Here is a 20,745-nt window from a genome sequence, read left to right as displayed (position 1 = left end):
TATGATGAGAGTCGACGCTGTCTGAAAGGGCGCTCATCAACAGGAGAAGAGCACTTGCCCGGCCCCACTGCCGGGCTTTTTTATTGTATATTGGAAAGTCGTAAACGAGATAGCAAAGATACTCAGGAGCGTTAAGCAAATGCCAGGACGCCTTGCGTTTCAATTTTCACCGCGACGGACTCACCTATATTTAATGCTTGTGAAGCTGTAGCTAACAAACGGTCACCATTCGCGTTAATCACATAACGGCAGTGATCACCCATAAAATGCTGTTCCAATACGGTTACCGAACTATCTTCATCGGATTGAATTTGCACATGCTGCGGTCTTAGCAGTAAAGAGCACTCCGCCTGTACTGGAATATCTTGTTGAGCCGTGGCTTCAACCACGCCCAAGTGGGTTTCATATTCTGAATTCGAAACCCGTTTAGCAGCAAGGTAACTGCCACCACCTAAGAAATCAGCGACAAATTTACTTGAAGGCTGGTAGTAAAGCTCAGATGCTGTGCCATATTGCTCGATGACTCCATTGTTCATCACTGCCATTTTATCGGCGAAAGCAAAAGCCTCTTCACGGCTATGCGTAACAAAAATGGCAGTCACACCTTGGGCCTTAAAAATCTTACGGATCTCACTTATCAACTCATGGCGAACTTGCGTATCAATATTAGAAAACGGTTCATCCAGTAACAGTAAGTCTGGGCTGTAAGCTAATGAGCGAGCAATCGCAACACGCTGCTGCTGTCCACCAGACAATTGATGAGGATAACGATCGCCATAACCTTGAAGGTGCACGAGTTCTAACATTTCTTGAACTTTGGCATTTTTCTCTTTTGTCGAGCACTGCTTTAAGCCAAAGGCAATGTTTTGCTCCACCGTCAAGTGAGGAAAAAGTGCGTAATCTTGGAAAATCATCCCTATGTTACGCTGTTCTGGCGGCAACCAGTTTTCCCCATCATCAATTGTGACGCAATTTAGACTCATTTCGCCTGACGTTAACGGCAATAATCCCGCAACGGCCTTTAATAGTGTTGTTTTCCCACAACCACTTGCTCCTAGCAAACAGACAATCTGCCCTTGTTCTACCTCAAGAGACAATGATTCGAGTACGGTTTGATCGTCATATTGGCACGTTAGGTTTTTAATTGATAATGCACAGCTCATCAGTGATTTTGCTCCAGTGAACGGTTAACAACAACAAGCGGGATCAACCCAACAAGAACCAACAGAACCGCTGGCAAAGCGGCCAATTCTAAATGCTCATCCGAGGCGAAGTTATAAACGTATGTGGCTAGTGTTTCAAAGTTAAACGGACGAAGTAACAAAGCAGCATTAAGCTCTTTCATCGACTCGATAAACACTAATAAAGCCGCAATCAGTGCACCGCGCTTAACCAGCGGAAAGTGCACGCGCCATAGCATGACATTGGGCTTACAACCCATAGTGCGCGATGCCATATCTAACGACGGAGAAATTTTATTTAAATTACTTTCGATACTACCAATCGCTACCGCGGAAAAGCGCACAACCATGGCAAATACTAGTGCGAACATGGAACCAGAAAAGATAAGTCCCGGCCTTCCCCACTCCATGGCTTTAGCAACATCGTTGACACGATGATCCATAAACAGCACAGCGACCATCACACCGATGGCTAGTACCGTTCCTGGTACTGCATAGCCCATAGAAGAAAGACGCATAAATGCCAAGCTTTCTCGTTTACCACTGACTCGATGGGTAAAGTTAACGATCAGTGCGACAGCAACACCAATAATCGCAGCAATAACAGACACAACTAAGCTATTCCATGCGTATTCACGAAACTCTGAGGTCCAACTCTGCGCAAAATAAGTGATCGCATAATCAATCAGCTGTAGTAGCGGCAAAATAAAAGCGACTGAAACCAAGCCCCAACACCAAACCAGTGCGGTCCACTTTTTCCAGCCCGTCAACTCGTAACGAAAATCTTCGTGACTGTTAAATTGGCTTTGAAAAAGCTTTTGTTTACGGCGGCTGTATCGTTCGGCACTAAGAAGCAGTACTACAATGACGAGCATCATGGCAGAAATCTTGGCTGCCGCATTAAGATTAGAGTACCCCAACCAAGTATCGTAGACCGCTGTGGTTAACGTATTCACCGCGAAGTAACTTACCGTACCAAAGTCACCGATGGTCTCCATTGCGACCAATGATAAACCTACTGCGATAGAGGGTCTTACTAACGGCATCGAGATGCGCCAAAAGCTTTCCCATGGAGAGCACTTGAGCAAACGCGCGCTTTGCAATAAAGATACATTTTGCTCCATAAACGCAGCCCGGCACAATAAATACACGTAAGGATACAACACCAAAGCCAACACAAAGGTCGCACCAGGCAACGTACGAATGTCAGGGAACCAATACTCGCCAGGTCCCCATCCGGTTACATCACGCAAAAAGATCTGAATCGGGCCTGCAAAATCAAACCAATCAGTAAAAATATAACCAATGATATAACCTGGCATTGCAAGAGGTAGCACCAATGCCCACTGCAACCATTTTTCGGTCGGCAGTTTACACATGGCCATTATCCAAGCGCTTGGAATACCAAGAATTACGGACAGCACCATTACGCCAACAGTTAGCGCAACCGTGTTAAAAATATAAGTCGGCATGACCGTTGCCATTAAATGAGCAAACAAATCATCCGTTTCACCAATTGCGGTGTAGAAGATCGCTAAGATCGGCAAAACCAGTAGCAGAGTTATTACCCCACTACTGGTTTTCCATAAAGAGTGTTTATCTTTCATCGCCTAATTACTGCAAGGCTGTATGAAATACAAATGCTGTTGCAAATACATCTCATATCCTTTAATCAAATGGGGGTACTGTTATACCCCCACAAGGAATTAAAGGTCAAATTTCACTTCATCTAATAGCTTAATTGCCGCTTCGTGGTTGGCTGCAATATCGTCTAGAGAAAGCTTGTCTGCTTTAAAGTCACCCCAAGATTCCACAAGCTCAGAACGCTTCACGCCTTCTTTAACTGGGTACTCGTAGTTAACTTCTGCGTACATTTGCTGCGCTTTGTCACCCGTTAGGAATTCCATTAGCTTCACAGCATTGTCTTTGTTTGGAGAGTACTTAGCCATCGCCATACCAGAGATATTCACGTGAGTGCCTGTAGTCTCTTGGTTAGGGAAGTTGATGTAAACTGCATCAGCCCAAGCTTTTTGCTCTTTGTCGTTAACCATTTTACCTAGGTAGTAGCTGTTACCTAGAGAAACATCACATAGGCCTTCTTTGATCGCTTTAACTTGTGCACGATCGTTGCCTTGTGGTTTGCGAGCAAGGTTTGCTTTCACGCCTTCTAACCACTCTTTGGTTTCTGCTTCGCCATTGTGAGCAATCATTGCTGAAACTAGAGAAACGTTGTACGGGTGCTTACCGCTACGAGTACAAATTTTACCTTTGAACTCTGGCTTAGCTAAGTCTGCGTAGTTGAAATCTGCGCCTAGTTTACCTACGCGATCACGTGATGAATAAACGCTACGAGAACGTAGAGTTAGAGCAAACCACTCATTCTCTTTATCTTGGTATTGAGCAGGTACGTTTTCTTCAATGATTTTGCTATCGACTTTCTGAACTAAACCTTTGTTTGTCAGTTCAGCTAGACGGCTGATGTCTGTCGTAAGAATAACGTCAGCAGGGCTGTACTCACCTTCTTGAGCTAGCTTTTCTGCTAAGCCTTTTTTAGCAAATTTTACGTTTACTTTGATACCAGTTTCTTTAGTGAACTCATTGAACATAGGTTCAACTAGGAAAGGTTGACGGTAAGAGTAGACGTTCACTTCTTCAGCAGCCATTGCTGTTGGAGCTAGAGTAGCGCAAGTTAGTGCTGAAAGAGTTAGCAGTTTTTTCATTGTTTAATCCTTTACCATGCTAATGATAACGTTTATCAGTTGCGTTATTATATGTATGTTCAATAAGAAGACAATGACGAATATTAAAAAACCTGCTCATCGGAGCAGGTTTTATTGTGTTAAGTGTGTAACCATTTATTACAAGCTAATGATTATTTCACCGTAACAAACTCTGGGTAAGCACCAACACCACAATCATGCATGTCCATACCTTCCATTTCTTCATCTTCTGTAACGCGAATCCCAACGGTCGCTTTCAAGATTGCCCACACAACTAGGCTAGCACCAAATACCCAAGCAAAGATAACTACGGCACCTAAAAGCTGTGCACCAAACGTTGCATCACCGTTGCTCAGTGGCACTACCATTAGGCCGAAGAAACCACACACACCGTGAACTGAGATAGCACCTACTGGATCGTCAATTTTAAGTTTATCTAGAGCAATGATACTGAATACTACTAGTGCACCCGACACCGCACCAATCGCAACCGCGTACAGTGGTGATGGCGATAGAGGGTCTGCAGTGATGGCAACCAAGCCAGCTAGCGCGCCATTGAGGATCATCGTTAAATCGGCTTTACCCCAAGTAGTTTTACAAACGAATAGCGCCGCAATTGCACCGGCAGCCGCTGCTGCGTTAGTGTTTAGAAAGATCTGACCTACCGCTGTAGCATTCTCAAAATCTGAAACCATCAACTGAGAGCCACCGTTAAATCCAAACCAGCCAAACCAAAGGATAAAAGTACCCAACGTTGCCAAAGGCATGTTAGAACCTGGAATCGGATAGATTTCACCATTTTTACCGTACTTACCCTTACGCGCGCCAAGCAGTAACACACCAGCAAGAGCAGCAGAAGCACCTGCCATATGTACGATACCAGAACCCGCAAAGTCACTAAATCCAGCTTCTGCTAGGAAGCCTCCACCCCATGTCCAGTAACCTTCCATTGGATAGATAAACGCAGTTAAAATCGCAGAGAAAATCAAGAAAGACCAAAGCTTCATGCGCTCAGCTACCGCACCAGAAACGACGGACATGGCAGTTGCAACGAAGACAACTTGGAAGAAGAAGTCAGACTCTAAAGAGTGGTCGGCCCCTTCACCTTGAGTACCAATTAGCGTACCAAATGAAGGTAACCAGCCTCCTTCTCCATTATCGACATACATGATGTTATAACCGACAATCAGAAACATCGTACATGCGATGGCGTACAAACAGATGTTCTTCGTAAGAATTTCTGTTGTGTTTTTAGAGCGCACAAGGCCAGCCTCTAGCATCGCAAAACCTGCTGCCATCCACATTACCAACGCACCGGAAATGAGGAAGAAAAAGGTGTCAAGTGCGTAACGTAACTCGGTTACTGTTGTTGTTAATTCCATAATAAGTATCTCCAATCCTTTGAATTCTTAAAGTGCTTCTGCGTCCATTTCGCCAGTTCGGATACGCACCGCTTGGTTCAGATCGTAAACAAAAATTTTACCGTCGCCGATTTTTCCGGTTTGCGCAGCTTTTGTAATTGCTTCAACAACGCGATCTACATTGTCTGCGTGAGTCGCGATTTCAATTTTCACCTTTGGTAGAAAATCGACTTGATACTCTGCACCGCGATACAATTCCGTGTGACCTTTTTGACGACCGAACCCTTTAACTTCTGATACTGTCATCCCTTCGATACCGACATCAGCCAATGCTTCTCGTACATCGTCTAATTTAAACGGCTTAATAATGGCATTGATTATTTTCATTGAGTTATCTCCGAAGCTTTCATCCTGAAACACTTCTTATAATCCAATCTACGTGCCAAGTTTTTAAGTTATTGAATAATAAAAACTAACCTCAATTTACATATCTATAAACAAAAAGGGCGCACCATATCGGTGCGCCCTTTTCACAAATTTAAAGCAACGGCAGAGAAGTTACCCAAAACTGTGCATTAAATGTTCAAAAAGTCTTTCCACTGTTCGATAAGTGCCATGAAATCCTCTATCCCACAACTTGCTGTACTTTCTGCATTGTAGAAGTCGAACTCACTTTCCATCTCGACATCATATTCATGGGCTAATGCGTTTTCTTGTACAAGAACTTCGTCGCCCTGAATCATCAAGCTAATTTCCGTGCCTGTTAGGTTATGCTCCTGAGAAGGCGCTGAAAATGACCGCTCAATTAGCTTTTCAACCTGTGCAATCTTCATCGGATCTTTGCCAATTTCTTCTTGCAACCAGCGCCCTACAATCTCATGTCCCATGCTACATTTTACGTAGTACTCGCCCATCAACGTGTTACGAATGAATTCAAATTCCACCGAGATTGCCTATTTCGTATCAATTTGGTGCGAGTATAGCGAATTGCTCCCATAAAAAAAGCACCTCATGTGAGGTGCTTTTGAATTGTGCATTTCTGATTATGCTGGTTCTTGGAAGATCACTTCGTCCGCTTTCTTGGTGTATTGATCCATTTTATGGAAGTTCAAGTAGCGGTACGTATCCGTTGCCGTAGCGTCGATTTGCTTCGCGTATTCTAGGTATTCTTCTTTGGTTGGAATCTTACCTAGGATTGCACCTACTGCAGCTAGCTCAGCTGACGATAGGTAAACATTCGCACCAGTACCCAGACGGTTCGGGAAGTTACGCGTTGAAGTCGACATTACTGTTGATTTATCTGCAACACGCGCTTGGTTACCCATACAAAGTGAACACCCTGGCGTTTCAATACGCACCCCTGCACGTCCGAAGATACCGTAGTAGCCTTCTTCAATCAGCTGGTCTTTATCCATCTTCGTTGGTGGCGCTACCCAAAGGCGCGTCGCTAACTGGCCATTGAACTTATCAAGCAATTTACCTGCTGCGCGGAAGTGACCGATGTTCGTCATACAAGAACCGATGAACACTTCATCAATCGCTGTGCCTTGTACTTCAGACAACAAACGAGCGTCATCTGGGTCATTCGGTGCACATAGTACTGGCTCATTGATTTCAGCCATATCGATTTCAATCACATGTGCGTATTCAGCGTCTTTATCTGCTTGCATCAACTCAGGGTTTGCTAGCCACTCTTGCATTGCAGTAATGCGGCGCTCGATAGTACGGCGATCACCGTAGCCTTCAGAGATCATCCACTTCAGCATCACGATGTTAGAGTTTAAGTACTCTTCGATCGACTCTTGAGACAATTTCACAGTACAACCTGCCGCCGAACGCTCTGCAGATGCATCAGAAAGCTCAAATGCTTGCTCAACCGTTAGCGTTTCTAAGCCTTCAATCTCAAGGATACGGCCAGAAAATTCGTTGATCTTGCCCGCTTTTTCTACCGTTAGTAGACCTTGCTGAATCGCGTAGTAAGGGATGGCATGAACAAGATCACGCAGTGTAATACCCGGTTGCATTTCACCTTTAAAACGAACCAAGATTGACTCTGGCATGTCTAGCGGCATAACGCCTGTTGCAGCTGCAAAGGCAACCAAGCCCGAGCCAGCTGGGAATGAAATACCCAGAGGGAAACGAGTATGTGAGTCACCACCCGTACCGACAGTATCCGGTAGTAGCATACGGTTCAGCCATGAGTGGATAATACCGTCACCAGGACGAAGAGATACACCACCGCGGTTCATAATAAAGTCCGGAAGTGTATGGTGAGTGTTAACGTCTACTGGTTTTGGATAAGCCGATGTGTGACAGAAAGACTGCATGACAAGATCAGCAGAGAAGCCGAGACACGCCAAGTCTTTAAGTTCATCACGAGTCATAGGGCCTGTAGTATCTTGCGAGCCTACTGTCGTCATTTTCGGCTCACAGTAGGTTCCAGGACGGATGCCTTCTACGCCACATGCTTTACCAACCATTTTCTGTGCAAGCGTGTAACCCTTGCCAGAATCTGCGATTTCACCAGGTTTGCGGAATACGTCCGAAGGCTCAAGACCTAGCGATTGACGCGCTTTGTCTGTCAAACCACGACCGATGATCAATGGGATACGACCACCAGCACGAACTTCATCAATCAGTACTTCTGTTTTTAGCGAGAATTCAGCTAGAACCTCACCAGTTTCGTGGTTGCAAACTTTACCTTCATATGGGTAAACATCGATAACATCGCCCATGTTGAGCTTAGTTACGTCAACTTCGATTGGTAGTGCGCCAGCATCTTCCATTGTGTTAAAGAAGATAGGGGCAATTTTGCCACCAAGCACATACCCACCAGCTCGTTTGTTTGGAACGTAAGGGATATCATCACCCATAAACCAAAGCACTGAGTTGGTTGCAGATTTACGTGAAGAGCCAGTACCAACAACATCACCAACGTAAACCAATTGATGGCCTTTGTCTTTTAACTCTTCAATTTGCTTGATCGGGCCAATAGTACCCGGTTGATCAGGGTTTATTCCTTCACGCTCGTTTTTAAGCATCGCCAGTGCGTGTACTGGGATATCAGGGCGAGACCAAGCGTCAGGTGCAGGTGAAAGGTCATCCGTGTTCGTTTCACCTGTTACTTTAAATACGGTTAGAGTGACTTTTTCTTCAAGCTTAGGCTTAGAAAGGAACCACTCAGCATCAGCCCATGATTGAAGTACTTTCTGTGCATGCGCATTGCCTGCTTTCGCTTTCTCTTCTACGTCATAGAAAGCATCAAACATCAGCAGCGTATGAGACAGCGCTTTTACTGCGATCTCTGCCAGTGCTTCATCATCCAATAGCTCAACTAGCGGTTCGATGTTGTAACCACCTTGCATAGTGCCTAGCAGTTCAGCCGCTTTTTCACGACTCACTAATGGTGATTTAACTTCACCTTTTGCTACTGCTGTTAGGAAACCCGCTTTTACATAAGCAGCTTCATCAACACCTGGAGGGATACGGTTTTCAAGTAGGTCAAGAATGACTTCTTCTTCACCTTGCGGGGGATTTTTCAGAAGTTCTACAAGTCCAGCAACTTGTTCTGCGTCTAGCGGTTTAGGAACAACTCCTTCAGCAGCACGCTCTTCGACGTGTTTACGGTAGGCTTCAAGCACGACTTTTTCCTCTCATTGCGGTTCCTCCTCTATTATTACTATTGTTAAAGTAAAGGAGTGAACATCCTTGGAAACTTGGCTCTCCATTGCCCTTGTTTTCATTCAATTATGATTGAGAAACAGCGCCGTAGAGGCCAAACTGTGGGCAAAATAATAGCAAATTTAACCTTAAATTAAAATCTTATCATTTTGACCAACATAGCAACTTACGACTAAAGTTCTGCTAATTTTGACCAAATATGCCAAGTTTTTGCTTTCTCATACCCGATTAATTAAACGATGTTCCTACGATCAAATACACAGCATCCAAATCTTGCTCGGTACGACCGTATGCCAACATTATTGGTCCTATTGGTGAGTCAACACCAAAGAAGATGGAGCCAGCATTGTAAAGCGGCGCTTCGTTTAGTTTCAGATCATTATCAGACCAAACACCGCCATATTCGACCGATGCGCCCAGGTAGACTGGAGCTTCAAACAATCCGAAATCATTATCAAACCACTTATATCGGTACACCAAACTGCTGAAAAATAAGTTCTGTCCGATCAGGCTATTTCTTGGGATTCCCGATAGGCTTAAGAAGCCGCCCAACTCTCTGGGATCAAGCGGTAAAGATGAGTTTTTACTCTCTACAAAACTATATTCAGCATGTCCGACTAAAGTATGACGCTGATGACTCACTGCACCTTTAAATCGTGCAGAGATTTCATAAACGGTATCTTCAATAATTTTGTCAGTTTCTAAAAGGCTAACGCCTTGAGGACTTTGATCATGAGACACTAAATATTCGAGATCGACTAAAAGCCCACGAGTCGGAAATGCGAAATCATCAAGTGTATCTAGGCGATAATTGGCAAACAGGCCACGACGTTCAAAATCCAATTTACCAGCAGAAGCCAAAGTAGAAAGCTCAATATCTCCGGTTGAGTAGCGAGCGCCAAATCGAAGTTCTTGCCACAATGTGGGTTGGATACCTATCGCTAACTCTGTTGTAAAATCATCGTAAGTGACCGGAAAAAAGTCATTTACTGACTCTAAATCTGGTGCTTGAGGCTCTGTTAAAGGTAAGTTTCGGCTCTCACTACCATAGGAAATTCGCCCCGATACAAAAAGTTCTTGGCTAGATAAAACAGGGGAATACAACTCAGCTTCAATCAGCTTATCCGTGCCCATTTCTACGTTGAACGCCAACTCCGCGCCATGAGAGTTTAAATTGGTAAAGTTGGTCGATATTCCTATGCCGTACTGGCTATCTGTATCGAAGTCATCTTCAAGAAAAAATCGGAAGTTGAGATAATTAGGCCCCCACGACTTCTCGTTAACATCAAAAACCAACAATGTCTCACCATCAACCTCTTCAAAGTGATAAGTGATGAGCTCGAACCGATCTAACGCGTAGAGGTTTTCAACGGCTTTCTCAATTTCGGCCGTTGAAATACGACGTCCGGTTTCTAATTCAATACGATTCGTCAACAACACATCGCTGTAGTGCGTGTTATTAACAATCACTATGTCATCAACCACACGCTGATCGCCATAAATCAAAGTTTTACGAACTTCTTGTTTGCGATCGATGTATTTTTGATAGTCCGCATTGGACAAGCGCAACCCTTTCAGCTTGTCTTTTAACTGCTTGGTAATATCGTACCCAGCTTGAAAAGCCCAAGGCATTTTGTCGAACTCGACAGTTTCCATGGTGCCCACATTGGGACGAATATAGATATCTTGAGGTTCAAGCTCGTCCACTTGCTGTTGTGTACTACGACGAACGAGATAGTTAGAGAGTTGGTCCGCGACAGTAAACAGCCCCGTAAATTCATCTTCGGTTTTGTAGTCGGTGCTAATATCGACGGCAATAACGACATCAGCCCCCATGGCGCGAGCCACATCGACAGGCATGTTATTGACGACACCGCCATCGACAAGCATATGGCCATTGAGCTTATAGGGAGGAAGCGCTCCTGGTACAGACATGCTAGCCATCATGGCGTCCACAAGGTAACCATTGCCCAGTACGACTTCTTCTAGGGCAAGAATATCTGTCGCAACAGAACGATAGGGAATGGCAAGATCATCAAAAGAATCGAATCGCCCTAAGTTCCCTGTAGTCTCACGCAATACTCGCAACATGTTCTGGCCTTGCACCACACCCGTTGGTGCTCGTACCTCACCGAATCTTAAGCCGAGGTCGGTATTAATTTGATAGCGGTCTTCATACTCTTTGTCACGAACTCTACGTTGGCTACGGTCAACACGATCTCGATAACCGCTGCCCCAATCGACGGTGTAGATAAAACTCTCGATTTCATCAGCACTCATCCCCGTGGCATAAAGCCCACCCACATAGGCGCCCATACTGGTACCGGTCACAATATCCACAGGAATCTGCATTTCTTCCAATGCTTTTAAAACTCCAATGTGTGCCGCCCCTTTCGCTCCGCCACCAGCGAGCACAACCGCCACCTTTGGTCGAGGTTCCAAGTCATCCGTTTTTGTTAGAGAGTTTGCGAGGGAAACAGAAGGAGTGATCATCAAAAAGGTACTAACCCAAAGCGCAAAGTTGCGAACCGATGGGCTTGATAACAGCTTTTTGAACATTCACTTCTTCCTTTATTGAATATCTGATCAAGTAGGGCGTGCTAGCAGTACTGTACTAACACGCCCTAATATGTACTAAGAATTAATCAGATAAACAAGCTAATGTTGTTGATTTGGCGATGCTACCAATCAAATATGCTATTTAACCAGTTTGATTTCTTCTCACACTGTTGCTTTATCTGACCGGTTTTATCCCAAACCGGCAGTTTGTAATCACTACGGCAGTTCATTTCTAAACCTCCATCAGATGTAGGCTTGAACCCTAATGTGGTGATTTCTCTTGGCCATGGGAGCTCTAAGCGCTCAGGAATACGCTGCTTCAAGTACTCTGCGTACACTCGTAATGCACCACTCGACCCCGTTAGATTCACGGGTTTATTATCGTCGCGGCCTAGCCAAATTGTCGTCACCTCACGACCATCAACACCGACAAACCAACTATCGCGGTTGTCATTACTGGTACCCGTTTTTCCTGCCAATGCAGCCCAACCAAACTGGCTTTGTAAGAAGCGGCCAGTGCCTTGAGCAACCCCTTGTTTCATCGCGTAGGTCGTTAGCCATGCAGCTTGTTCATCCACGGCTCTTGATGAACGAGGCAAGGATTGATACAGCACATTACCTTCCATATCCATGACTGAGCGCAGAGCGGTCAGTTTTGCACGCTTACCTGAATTCGTCAGAGTCTGATACATCTGTGCAACTTCGAATGGCGTCAAAGAAAACGAACCCAAAAACATCGAAGGCACTGGGCGAATTTCGTCTTTGTTCACGCCCAAACGCTCTAAAGTATTGGAGACTTCAGGAATGCCAAGTGCCATACCTAAGCGCACGGTTGGTACGTTGAGTGATTTCGCTAAAGCAATGTAAAGTGGTACATCACCACGATATTTTCTATCGTAGTTGCGCGGCGTCCACACGTTACCTTTACTGCTCTTCAGACTTAACGGCGTGTCGTGTAGCGTCGTGCCTAGGTTGTATTTATCCGGTTGTTCTAGAGCCGTTAAGTAAATCGCTGGTTTCACTAAAGAACCAATCGGACGACTGGCATTGAGCGCGCGGTTAAAGCCTTCATAACCGACACGTTTACCACCTACCATCGCACGGATTTCACCACTATGGCGATCAACGGCCACAGCTGCGGCTTCTAACTCTTTACCACCCCGTTTAGCTAGTTCTGGGATCTTTTTCGCGATAGCTTGTTCCATTTTGCTTTGCGATACTGGGTCCAGAGACGTAAATACGCGCAGTCCGGTCCCTGCCTTAAATCGCTCCCCAACTTTTTCTTTTAATTCAATACTCAATTGTTGGAAATAAGCTGGCTGACGGCTCGCAATACGTGGTTTGCTTTGCGTATCGAGTGGACGACTTACAGCTTGTTCATACTGCTCTGAAGTCAACATGTTTTGCTGCATTAACAGGCGCAGAACGAGATCACGACGCTCTTTCGTTCTCTCAGGGTAACGAATTGGGTTGTAGTAAGACGGTCCTTTTACCATCCCAACTAACATCGCCAGCTGATCGATTCGCAACTCCTGAATTGGCTGCCCAAAATAGTAACGCGACGCCAAGCCAAACCCGTGGATCGCTTCACCTCCACTTTGACCTAGGTACACTTCGTTGAGGTAGGCTTCTAAGATACGATCTTTGCTGTAACGGTAATCCAAAATTAGCGCGATATACGCTTCTCGAACTTTACGCCACAGTGTTTTATCACGAGTCAAAAACAGGTTTTTTGCCAATTGCTGAGTCAGCGTACTACCACCTTGAACAGTACGGCCGGCCTTAATGTTCGCAACCAATGCACGTGCAATCGCCAGCGGTGACACCCCGTCATGTTGATAAAAATCCCGGTCTTCGGTCGCAAGCAGTGCATCCACTAAAATTTCAGGGAACTGATCACGACGTAAGAAAAGACGCTGTTCATCACGGTCTTTCTCCAGCATGCCCAACATCTTCGGTTCTAGGCGCAAGTAACCAAGGTCTCCTCGAGATTCTAAAGACTGAATACGTTGCAAGCCGGAATCAGAGAAATGCAGCATAATGTGACGATCCGGCTCGGGACCATCGGCAAACTCGAATGGACGACGAATCAATTCAATCCGAGTGGAAGAAGAGGAATATTCGCCTGGGTAACGAGGTTGACTCACTTTACGGTAATTCAACACATCTAGCTCGTTGCGCAGTTCTTGGATGGTGATATTCTCACCAGGGCTTAGATTCAAGATACGGGCATAAACCACCGTTGGCAGCTCAAACAGCTGGCCTTCAAAGCGTTCTTTCACCACACTATCTAAGTAAATCCCAACAAACAGCAAAACAGCGGCAAGTGCAACGCCAGCTTTCCAGCTAAACGACCACAGAACTTTCAACCACGAACGTTTCTCGTTAGTCGGCTTTTTACTCGGCGTACGTCGAGTCTGTTTTGCGGTTCCTTTATTGGTTGTACTTTTCTTCGCTGGCGCTTTTTTCGCGCTAGGCTTCTTGCTGTCAGTCATTATTCAATTGTCTTTTTGTTTTCGTTGTTGCTACATGATTGGCAGGATCATCTGGCCAAACGTGTTTTGGGTAGCGCCCTTTCATCTCTTTTTGAACGTCTTTGTAGCTTCCGTTCCAGAAAGCCGCCAAGTCCGACGTTACTTGCAATGGACGTTGTGCCGGTGAAAGCAGTTCAAGCACCAAACGCTTGCGGCCAAGAGCCACCGTTGGGGAACCACTCTCCCCAAATACTTCTTGCATACGCACCGATAATATCGGCTCGTGGCCATATTGGTAACGGATACGCTTCTTTGAACCTGTGGGTAGTTGGTAATGCTCAGGTAACCATTCATCCAGTTGTTGATTGAGTGGCCAACCTAATAGAGCATTAAGCGCTTCGACCAAGTTTATCTTGCTCAGGTCTTTAACCGAGCTGACAGACGTCATGTATGGTTCTAACCACTCCTCTAATGAATCCAGCAAACTGGCTTCATCAAACACTGGCCATGACTGCTCAGGTAACCATTCCACCGCACAACGAATCCGAGCCAACAAGCTCTCCGCTGCCGGTGTCCAGTTTAGACTCTGTAAGCCCTGGCGGCGGACATACGTGAGTAAAGCTTGTGTCATTTTTTCTTTGCCCGGGCTTGGCAACGGCTCGCTTTCAACGACTAGCAGGCCGAGTTTTGTTTGTCGCTCAGCTATTAGACGGCCTCTTTTTTCATCCCAGCCCACTACTTCTTCAGACGAAAATAGCGTATCAAAGGTCGTTCGCAATATATTGACATCCAATTCACATGCCGAATGAATTTGACTTGAGTTAGAATGAGAACGCATTAAGTCAACGGCAACCAAATACTCACAGCCACCTAGCATGTCTTCCTGACGACATTCTGCACCATGACCATTAGCCAAAGTAAATCGCCCAAATTGATTTGTGCGCTGCTGCGCAATGCGATCTGGAAATGCCAAACTTAACACCAGCGGTAATGCATCTTCATCCACGCCTTTCAGGTCAAATACCGTATCCAATTTGTACGCTAGAGATTGAGCACGCTTGAACAACATCGACTTTTTTGGATGAGTACCAACAAGCCAACGATGCAAGCTATGAGCGATATTGGTAACACTCCTCTCTGGCTCTTCAATCAGTGCGACCGCCGTCAAAGCAGCATTTAACATCTTATCACTGTAAGATTGCGCTTTAATTAGCATCGCAGCCGCACGAGGCTCAACGCCTAGTTCATGCGCCTGTTTTCCTTCGGACGTTAATTGCCCTTTTTCCGTCAGTAGTCCCAATGACACCAATAGCTGCTTCGCTTGTTCCAATGACGCATTAGCTGGAACATCAAGCCACTTTAGAGCGTGGATATCACTCGCTCCCCAAAAGGCAAGCTCCATAACTAAACTAGCCAAATCGGAATGCAAAATTTCGGGTTGGGGAACCAGCGGTTGCTGCTTGAACTGGCTTTCAGAATAAAGACGAACACAAATGCCCTCTTCTATTCGTCCCGCTCGTCCTGCACGCTGAATCGCTGAAGACTGTGCAATGCGTGTTTGCTCTAAGCGTGTTAAACCGTTTTTCAAATCAAAGCGGGCAACACGCTCTAACCCAGAATCAACGACGAGGCGAATGCCTTCAATCGTTAGTGAAGTTTCTGCAATGTTGGTCGCTAGAACGACTTTACGCTTACCTTGTTCTGCTGGCGTAATCGCTTTTTGTTGATCTGCAAAACTCAGTTGACCATAAAGTGGGCATACGTCGATATCATCCGCTAAATGAGACAACCGCTCTTCAACTTGTTTTATGGCACCAACACCCGGTAGGAAAGCTAACAAAGATCCAGACTCTTTGTTCATAAGACTTTCTATTGTTTTTGCCATACTCGTAGGTAAATGCTCGTTCACACCTAACGGCTGGTAGCGCATTGCCACATCAAAGCTGCGCCCTTCAGATTCAATGTAACTGGCTTCTGGCAACAACGATTGTAATGCTTGTTGGTCAAGCGTTGCCGACATTACCACCAGCTTGAGATCGTCTCGCAATGCCTCTTGAACTTCTAAACTGAATGCCAAAGCGGTATCGGCATGAATGCTGCGTTCATGAAACTCATCAAAGATCAGTAGATCAACCCCATCCAACTCCGGGTCCGTTTGAATCATCCGAGTCATGATCCCTTCGGTCACGATCTCCAGCTGCGTTGCAGAACTTACCTTTGCCTCACCACGGACTCGATAACCCACGCGTTGACCTACTTGCTCTCCCAATTGCTCAGCAAGATAACGGGCAATGTTACGCGCCGCGAGTCGTCTTGGCTCAAGCATGATGATTTTTCCAGCAACCGAATGATTTAAGAGTAACTGCAAAGGGAAGTAAGTCGACTTACCGGCACCAGGCGCCGCTTTTACGATCACTTGATGTTGATTTTTGACCGCCGTCAGCAACTCAGGCATCACGGCTTCAATCGGCAATTGTGACAAAGGAAATACCTTATGGTGTAATGATGGCAACATTGTACATAAAAAATTTTTTGTCTAAATAAGCAAATGCATTTCACACCCGCTTTAGAGTCCGCCACTCTACTCAAACGCTATAAACGCTTTCTTGCCGATATCGAGCTCGATACTGGTGAAATCCGTACAATCCACTGCGCAAATACAGGTGCAATGACGGGTTGTGCAACGCCCGGAAACAAGGTTTGGTTTTCTACTTCCGACAACCCGAAACGAAAATACCCCAATAGTTGGGAGTTGAGTGAGACCGAACAAGGCCACCGTATTTGTATCAACACCGCGCGTGCCAATCAATTAGCCGTAGAGGCTATTGAAAATAATGTCATTTCAGAGCTTTGTGGTTATGACACACTTCAAACTGAGGTGAAATACGGCAATGAAAATAGCCGAATTGATATCTTGCTCAGCGCAGACGACAAGCCAAAGTGCTATATAGAAGTGAAAAGCGTCACTCTTCTTGATGAGACCGACTCTACTGGACAAGGATACTTCCCAGATGCGGTCACGACTCGGGGACAAAAACACCTGAGAGAGCTCACAGAAATGGCACAAAATGGAAGTAGAGCCATACTTTTATTCACTGTTTTACATTCAGGTATTGAAAAAGTATCCGCGGCGCACCATATAGACGCGAAATATTCACTATTACTCAAACAAGCACAAGACGCTGGAGTGGAAGTTCTCTGCTACAAAGCTGAACTGAGCGATACTGGAATGAAGCTGATTTCCGCTATTGATTTTATCAATTAAGAGAAAAAATGATGTCGTCTTCACATTGACGATAACTTTGCGATTCAGTATTTGCTTGCACCGCCTCTTTTTGCTATAGATACCCGCCTTAAATTGACTGCGTAGCAGTTGACTAGGTGTAAGTAGGAGATGCTGTATGCCAGAATCAAAGAAGAAAACGATAGGCATCCTAGCCATTGCCGGCGTGGAGCCATATCAGGAAAAACCTGGTGAAGAGTACATGTCACCAGAGCAGGTTGAACACTTTACGAAAATCTTAACAGCTTGGCGCGACCAGCTAAGAGCTGAAGTGGATCGTACTGTTCACCACATGCAGGACGAAGCAGCAAACTTCCCAGATCCAGTTGACCGCGCCTCTCAAGAGGAAGAGTTCAGCCTAGAACTGCGTAACCGTGACCGCGAACGCCGTTTGATCAAGAAGATTGAAAAGACTTTGGATAAAATCAAAGAAGACGATTTTGGCTTCTGTGAGTCTTGTGGCGTAGAGATTGGCGTTCGCCGTCTTGAAGCACGTCCAACCGCTGACCTTTGTATTGACTGTAAAACACTTGCAGAAATCAAAGAGAAGCAAATGCAAGGTTAATCACCCAGCATTATGATTGTTGAAGGGAGCTCAGGCTCCCTTTTTGTTTTGGCTATCTTCGCACCCTATTTGTTTACTAAATTCGAGATACACGCATGACACGCTATGTAGGTCGATTCGCCCCATCTCCTTCTGGTCCACTGCATTTTGGTTCACTGATTGCCGCTCTTGGCAGTTATTTTCAAGCGAAAGCACAAAACGGAGCTTGGTTAGTACGTATTGAGGACTTAGACCCACCAAGAGAAATGCCAGGTGCAGCGCAACTTATCCTAGAGGCACTCAAGGCCTATCAGCTGCATTGGGATGGAGAAGTGGTATACCAGAGCGAACGTCACGACCTTTACCAAGCTCAAATAAACAAATGGCTCGAAAATGGAGAAGCCTATTATTGCCAATGTACTCGTAAGCAAATTAAAGAGCATGGCGGTTTTTATCCTGGCACTTGCCGCGATAAAAACTTGAAAGACGGCGCGATTCGCCTAAAAATGACCAAGCCTGTCGCTCATTTCCTCGACCAAAAGCAGGGAACCATTACGATTCCAGAGCAACTCGTTAATGAAGATTTCATTATTAAACGTCGAGATGGATTATTTGCTTATAATCTTGCGGTAGTATTAGACGACATCGACCAAGGCGTCACAGAAGTCGTGCGAGGTGCAGACTTAATCGAGCCGACAGGGCGTCAAATTAGCCTGTACCAAATACTTGGTCAGCCTGAAGTTAGCTACTTGCATTTACCATTGGCGATGGACAACAACGGCAATAAATTGTCGAAACAAAATCACGCGACGGCTATTGATATAGATACACCAAAACCTACTCTATTGCGCGCCATGACATTTTTAGGTTTCGAGATACCTGAAACCGTAAGGGCGGCCAACATAGAAGATATTCTTCGTTGGGGCTGCGAAAACTGGCGGTTGGAACAGCTTCCAGCAGAGATCGAGATCACACCGTGATTCTCAAATGGCATTGTGTAGGCTATCATTAGCCGCAAATTAGGCCCTAGAGGCGTATAAAACTAACCAAAGCAAGATTGGATTAAACCCAGTTATTGCCAGATGCACATGAATACAAACGACTATACACCAAGCGAACCTGCCACAATTCCAGAGCTCGCTCTCAATGTAATAACTCGTGAAGAGCACAACATTTCGCGTAAGCAGATCAGTGATAATGCGCTGAAGGTACTGTACCGCCTAAATGGTGCTGGTTTCGATGCTTTTCTTGTGGGTGGCGGGGTTCGAGACTTACTGCTTGGACAAAAACCAAAAGATTTTGACATTGCGACCAACGCAACGCCGGAACAGATCAAACAGCTATTTCGTAACTGCCGTTTGATTGGTCGCCGCTTCCGCTTGGCTCATATTATGTTTGGCCGAGACATCATTGAGGTTGCGACATTCCGTGGTCACCACCAAGAGCAAAAGAATAAGAGCATTTCTCAGCAATCAAAAGAGGGTATGCTGCTGCGTGACAACGTCTACGGCACCATCGATGAAGATGCTGAGCGCCGTGATTTCACGATTAACTCGATGTACTACAACATCGCAGATTACTCGATTCACGACTACGCACGTGGTATTGAAGATTTAGAAGATCGCCTAATTCGACTGATTGGTGATCCAGAAACACGCTACCGTGAAGACCCTGTGCGCATGCTGCGTGCGGTTCGTTTCGCGGTAAAACTAGACTTTGATATTGAAGAAGACACCGCAGCGCCAATCGAACACATGGCACCGTTGCTCGGTGACATTCCGTCAGCGCGTCTTTTTGAAGAGTCACTCAAATTATTGCAATCCGGTCATGGCTTAGAAACCTACCACCTACTGCGTGAGTACAACCTATTCCAGCAACTATTCCCGACGATTGCAGCGCACTTTACAGAAGATTACTCCTCTCATACTGAGCAGATGTTGGATCTTGTCCTAGATTCTACCGACATGCGCATCGAAGATGGGAAACGCATCAATCCAGCATTTATGTTTGCTGCAATGCTGTGGTACCCACTGTGTGCGAAAGCCGATGAACTGATGGAAGAGCGCAACTTAGGCCATTACGACGCCATTATGGAAGCGAGCAACATCATTCTTGACGAGCAAGTTCGCACAATTGCCATTCCAAGACGCCACACCGCAACCATTCGCGAGATTTGGCAGTTACAGCTTCGTCTTCCACGACGTAACGGTAAACGTGCATTCCGTCTTATGGAGCTCAATAAATTTAGAGCTGGCTTTGATTTTCTTGAAATGCGCGGTGAAATTGAAGGTGGTGACACTCAGAAGCTTGCCAAGTGGTGGGAAACTTTTCAAAATGCAGGCCGAGAAATGCGTCAAGCAATGGCTGCCGACTTAGACGGTCAATCACCGAAAACAGGCCAGCGCCGCCGTAAAACTTATCGCAAGAAAAAGAGTAAGCCCAAATCATGATTACAGCGTACATTGCGGTAGGCAGTAACTTGGCTGATCCTGTCAGCCAAGCAAAGCAAGCGATTGAAGCATTAAAAACGCTGCCTAAATCAGAGTTTGTTCAAGCTTCTTCGCTATACAGCAGCACGCCAATGGGGCCACAAAACCAACCGGATTACATCAATGCGGTTGTGTCTATTAACACCAGTTTGACGCCTATTGAATTGCTCAATTGCACACAAGCTATAGAGCAAGAACAAGGGCGTGTCCGTAAAGACGAACGCTGGGGACCAAGAACCTTGGACCTCGACATTGTGCTTTATGGCAATGAGGTGATTAATTCCGAGAGGCTGATCGTTCCTCATTATGGAATGAAAGAGCGTGAATTCGTACTCTACCCTCTTGCGGAAATTGCACCAAGTTTACAACTCCCTGATGGGACCGAGGTCTCTGAACTACTGGAACAAGTAGATAGAAACGGCCTCAGTATCTGGCAGTCATAGCCAACTCCTA

At 45.6% G+C, this 20,745-nt stretch carries 15 protein-coding genes; 5 read left to right on the top strand and 10 right to left on the bottom strand.

Features of this window, described 5'->3' with window-relative positions; translation table 11 throughout:
- Nucleotides 1-131: 131 nt before the first annotated feature.
- From R7F64_RS14205 to hrpB, 10 genes are all read right to left on the bottom strand, one after another.
- Complete coding sequence (locus R7F64_RS14205; RefSeq protein ID WP_005380055.1) at nt 132-1,163, bottom strand: ABC transporter ATP-binding protein; 1,032 nt, start codon at nt 1,161-1,163, stop codon at nt 132-134.
- Complete coding sequence (locus R7F64_RS14200; protein WP_318071806.1) at nt 1,163-2,788, bottom strand: iron ABC transporter permease; 1,626 nt, start codon at nt 2,786-2,788, stop codon at nt 1,163-1,165. The genes R7F64_RS14205 and R7F64_RS14200 overlap by 1 nt, the downstream gene beginning before the upstream one ends.
- A gap of 99 nt (nt 2,789-2,887) precedes the next feature.
- The gene (locus R7F64_RS14195; RefSeq protein ID WP_005386566.1) at nt 2,888-3,901 is read right to left on the bottom strand and encodes a Fe(3+) ABC transporter substrate-binding protein; all 1,014 of its coding nucleotides are present in this window, start codon (nt 3,899-3,901) and stop codon (nt 2,888-2,890) included.
- Nucleotides 3,902-4,053: 152 nt separating this feature from the next.
- Nucleotides 4,054-5,283 carry an ammonium transporter gene (locus R7F64_RS14190; protein WP_005386568.1) on the bottom strand — a complete coding sequence of 410 codons (1,230 nt, stop codon included), beginning with the start codon at nt 5,281-5,283 and terminating at the stop codon, nt 4,054-4,056.
- A gap of 27 nt (nt 5,284-5,310) precedes the next feature.
- Nucleotides 5,311-5,649, bottom strand: a complete 339-nt coding sequence (locus R7F64_RS14185) for a P-II family nitrogen regulator (RefSeq protein WP_005386570.1) — start codon at nt 5,647-5,649, stop codon at nt 5,311-5,313.
- A gap of 188 nt (nt 5,650-5,837) precedes the next feature.
- Nucleotides 5,838-6,206, bottom strand: a complete 369-nt coding sequence (locus R7F64_RS14180; protein WP_017635908.1) for a YacL family protein — start codon at nt 6,204-6,206, stop codon at nt 5,838-5,840.
- A 99-nt stretch (nt 6,207-6,305) separates the two neighbouring features.
- Complete coding sequence (gene acnB / locus R7F64_RS14175; RefSeq protein ID WP_005380009.1) at nt 6,306-8,903, bottom strand: bifunctional aconitate hydratase 2/2-methylisocitrate dehydratase; 2,598 nt, start codon at nt 8,901-8,903, stop codon at nt 6,306-6,308.
- A 268-nt stretch (nt 8,904-9,171) separates the two neighbouring features.
- Nucleotides 9,172-11,502: a patatin-like phospholipase family protein gene (locus R7F64_RS14170; RefSeq protein WP_005380018.1), complete on the bottom strand. Its 2,331-nt coding sequence runs from the start codon at nt 11,500-11,502 to the stop codon at nt 9,172-9,174.
- A 122-nt stretch (nt 11,503-11,624) separates the two neighbouring features.
- Nucleotides 11,625-13,997: a penicillin-binding protein 1B gene (gene mrcB / locus R7F64_RS14165; protein ID WP_262640634.1), complete on the bottom strand. Its 2,373-nt coding sequence runs from the start codon at nt 13,995-13,997 to the stop codon at nt 11,625-11,627.
- On the bottom strand, nt 13,990-16,491 hold the full coding sequence (hrpB, locus tag R7F64_RS14160; RefSeq protein ID WP_206169861.1) for an ATP-dependent helicase HrpB: 2,502 nt from the start codon (nt 16,489-16,491) through the stop codon (nt 13,990-13,992). Before hrpB ends, mrcB begins: the two co-directional genes overlap by 8 nt.
- A gap of 33 nt (nt 16,492-16,524) precedes the next feature.
- On the opposite strand from hrpB, the gene sfsA reads away from it, so the two are divergent.
- The 5 genes from sfsA (at nt 16,525) to folK (ending at nt 20,735) form a co-directional block, all read left to right on the top strand.
- A complete protein-coding gene (gene sfsA / locus R7F64_RS14155; protein WP_017635909.1) occupies nt 16,525-17,241 on the top strand; it encodes a DNA/RNA nuclease SfsA in 717 nt (238 codons plus the stop codon).
- Between the two features lie 136 nt (nt 17,242-17,377).
- Nucleotides 17,378-17,824, top strand: a complete 447-nt coding sequence (dksA, locus tag R7F64_RS14150; RefSeq protein ID WP_005386584.1) for an RNA polymerase-binding protein DksA — start codon at nt 17,378-17,380, stop codon at nt 17,822-17,824.
- A gap of 95 nt (nt 17,825-17,919) precedes the next feature.
- On the top strand, nt 17,920-18,783 hold the full coding sequence (gene gluQRS, locus R7F64_RS14145; RefSeq protein WP_047102653.1) for a tRNA glutamyl-Q(34) synthetase GluQRS: 864 nt from the start codon (nt 17,920-17,922) through the stop codon (nt 18,781-18,783).
- A 102-nt stretch (nt 18,784-18,885) separates the two neighbouring features.
- On the top strand, nt 18,886-20,253 hold the full coding sequence (gene pcnB / locus R7F64_RS14140) for a polynucleotide adenylyltransferase PcnB (protein WP_005386589.1): 1,368 nt from the start codon (nt 18,886-18,888) through the stop codon (nt 20,251-20,253).
- Nucleotides 20,250-20,735 (top strand): 2-amino-4-hydroxy-6-hydroxymethyldihydropteridine diphosphokinase, encoded by a 486-nt coding sequence (gene folK / locus R7F64_RS14135; RefSeq protein WP_017635910.1) that lies wholly within the window; start codon nt 20,250-20,252, stop codon nt 20,733-20,735. The genes pcnB and folK overlap by 4 nt, the downstream gene beginning before the upstream one ends.
- Nucleotides 20,736-20,745 lie beyond the last annotated feature (10 nt).

Source organism: Vibrio sp. Vb1980 (genome assembly GCF_033338615.1).
Classification (GTDB): domain Bacteria; phylum Pseudomonadota; class Gammaproteobacteria; order Enterobacterales; family Vibrionaceae; genus Vibrio; species Vibrio alginolyticus.
This window is presented reverse-complemented; position numbering and strand designations above follow the sequence as displayed.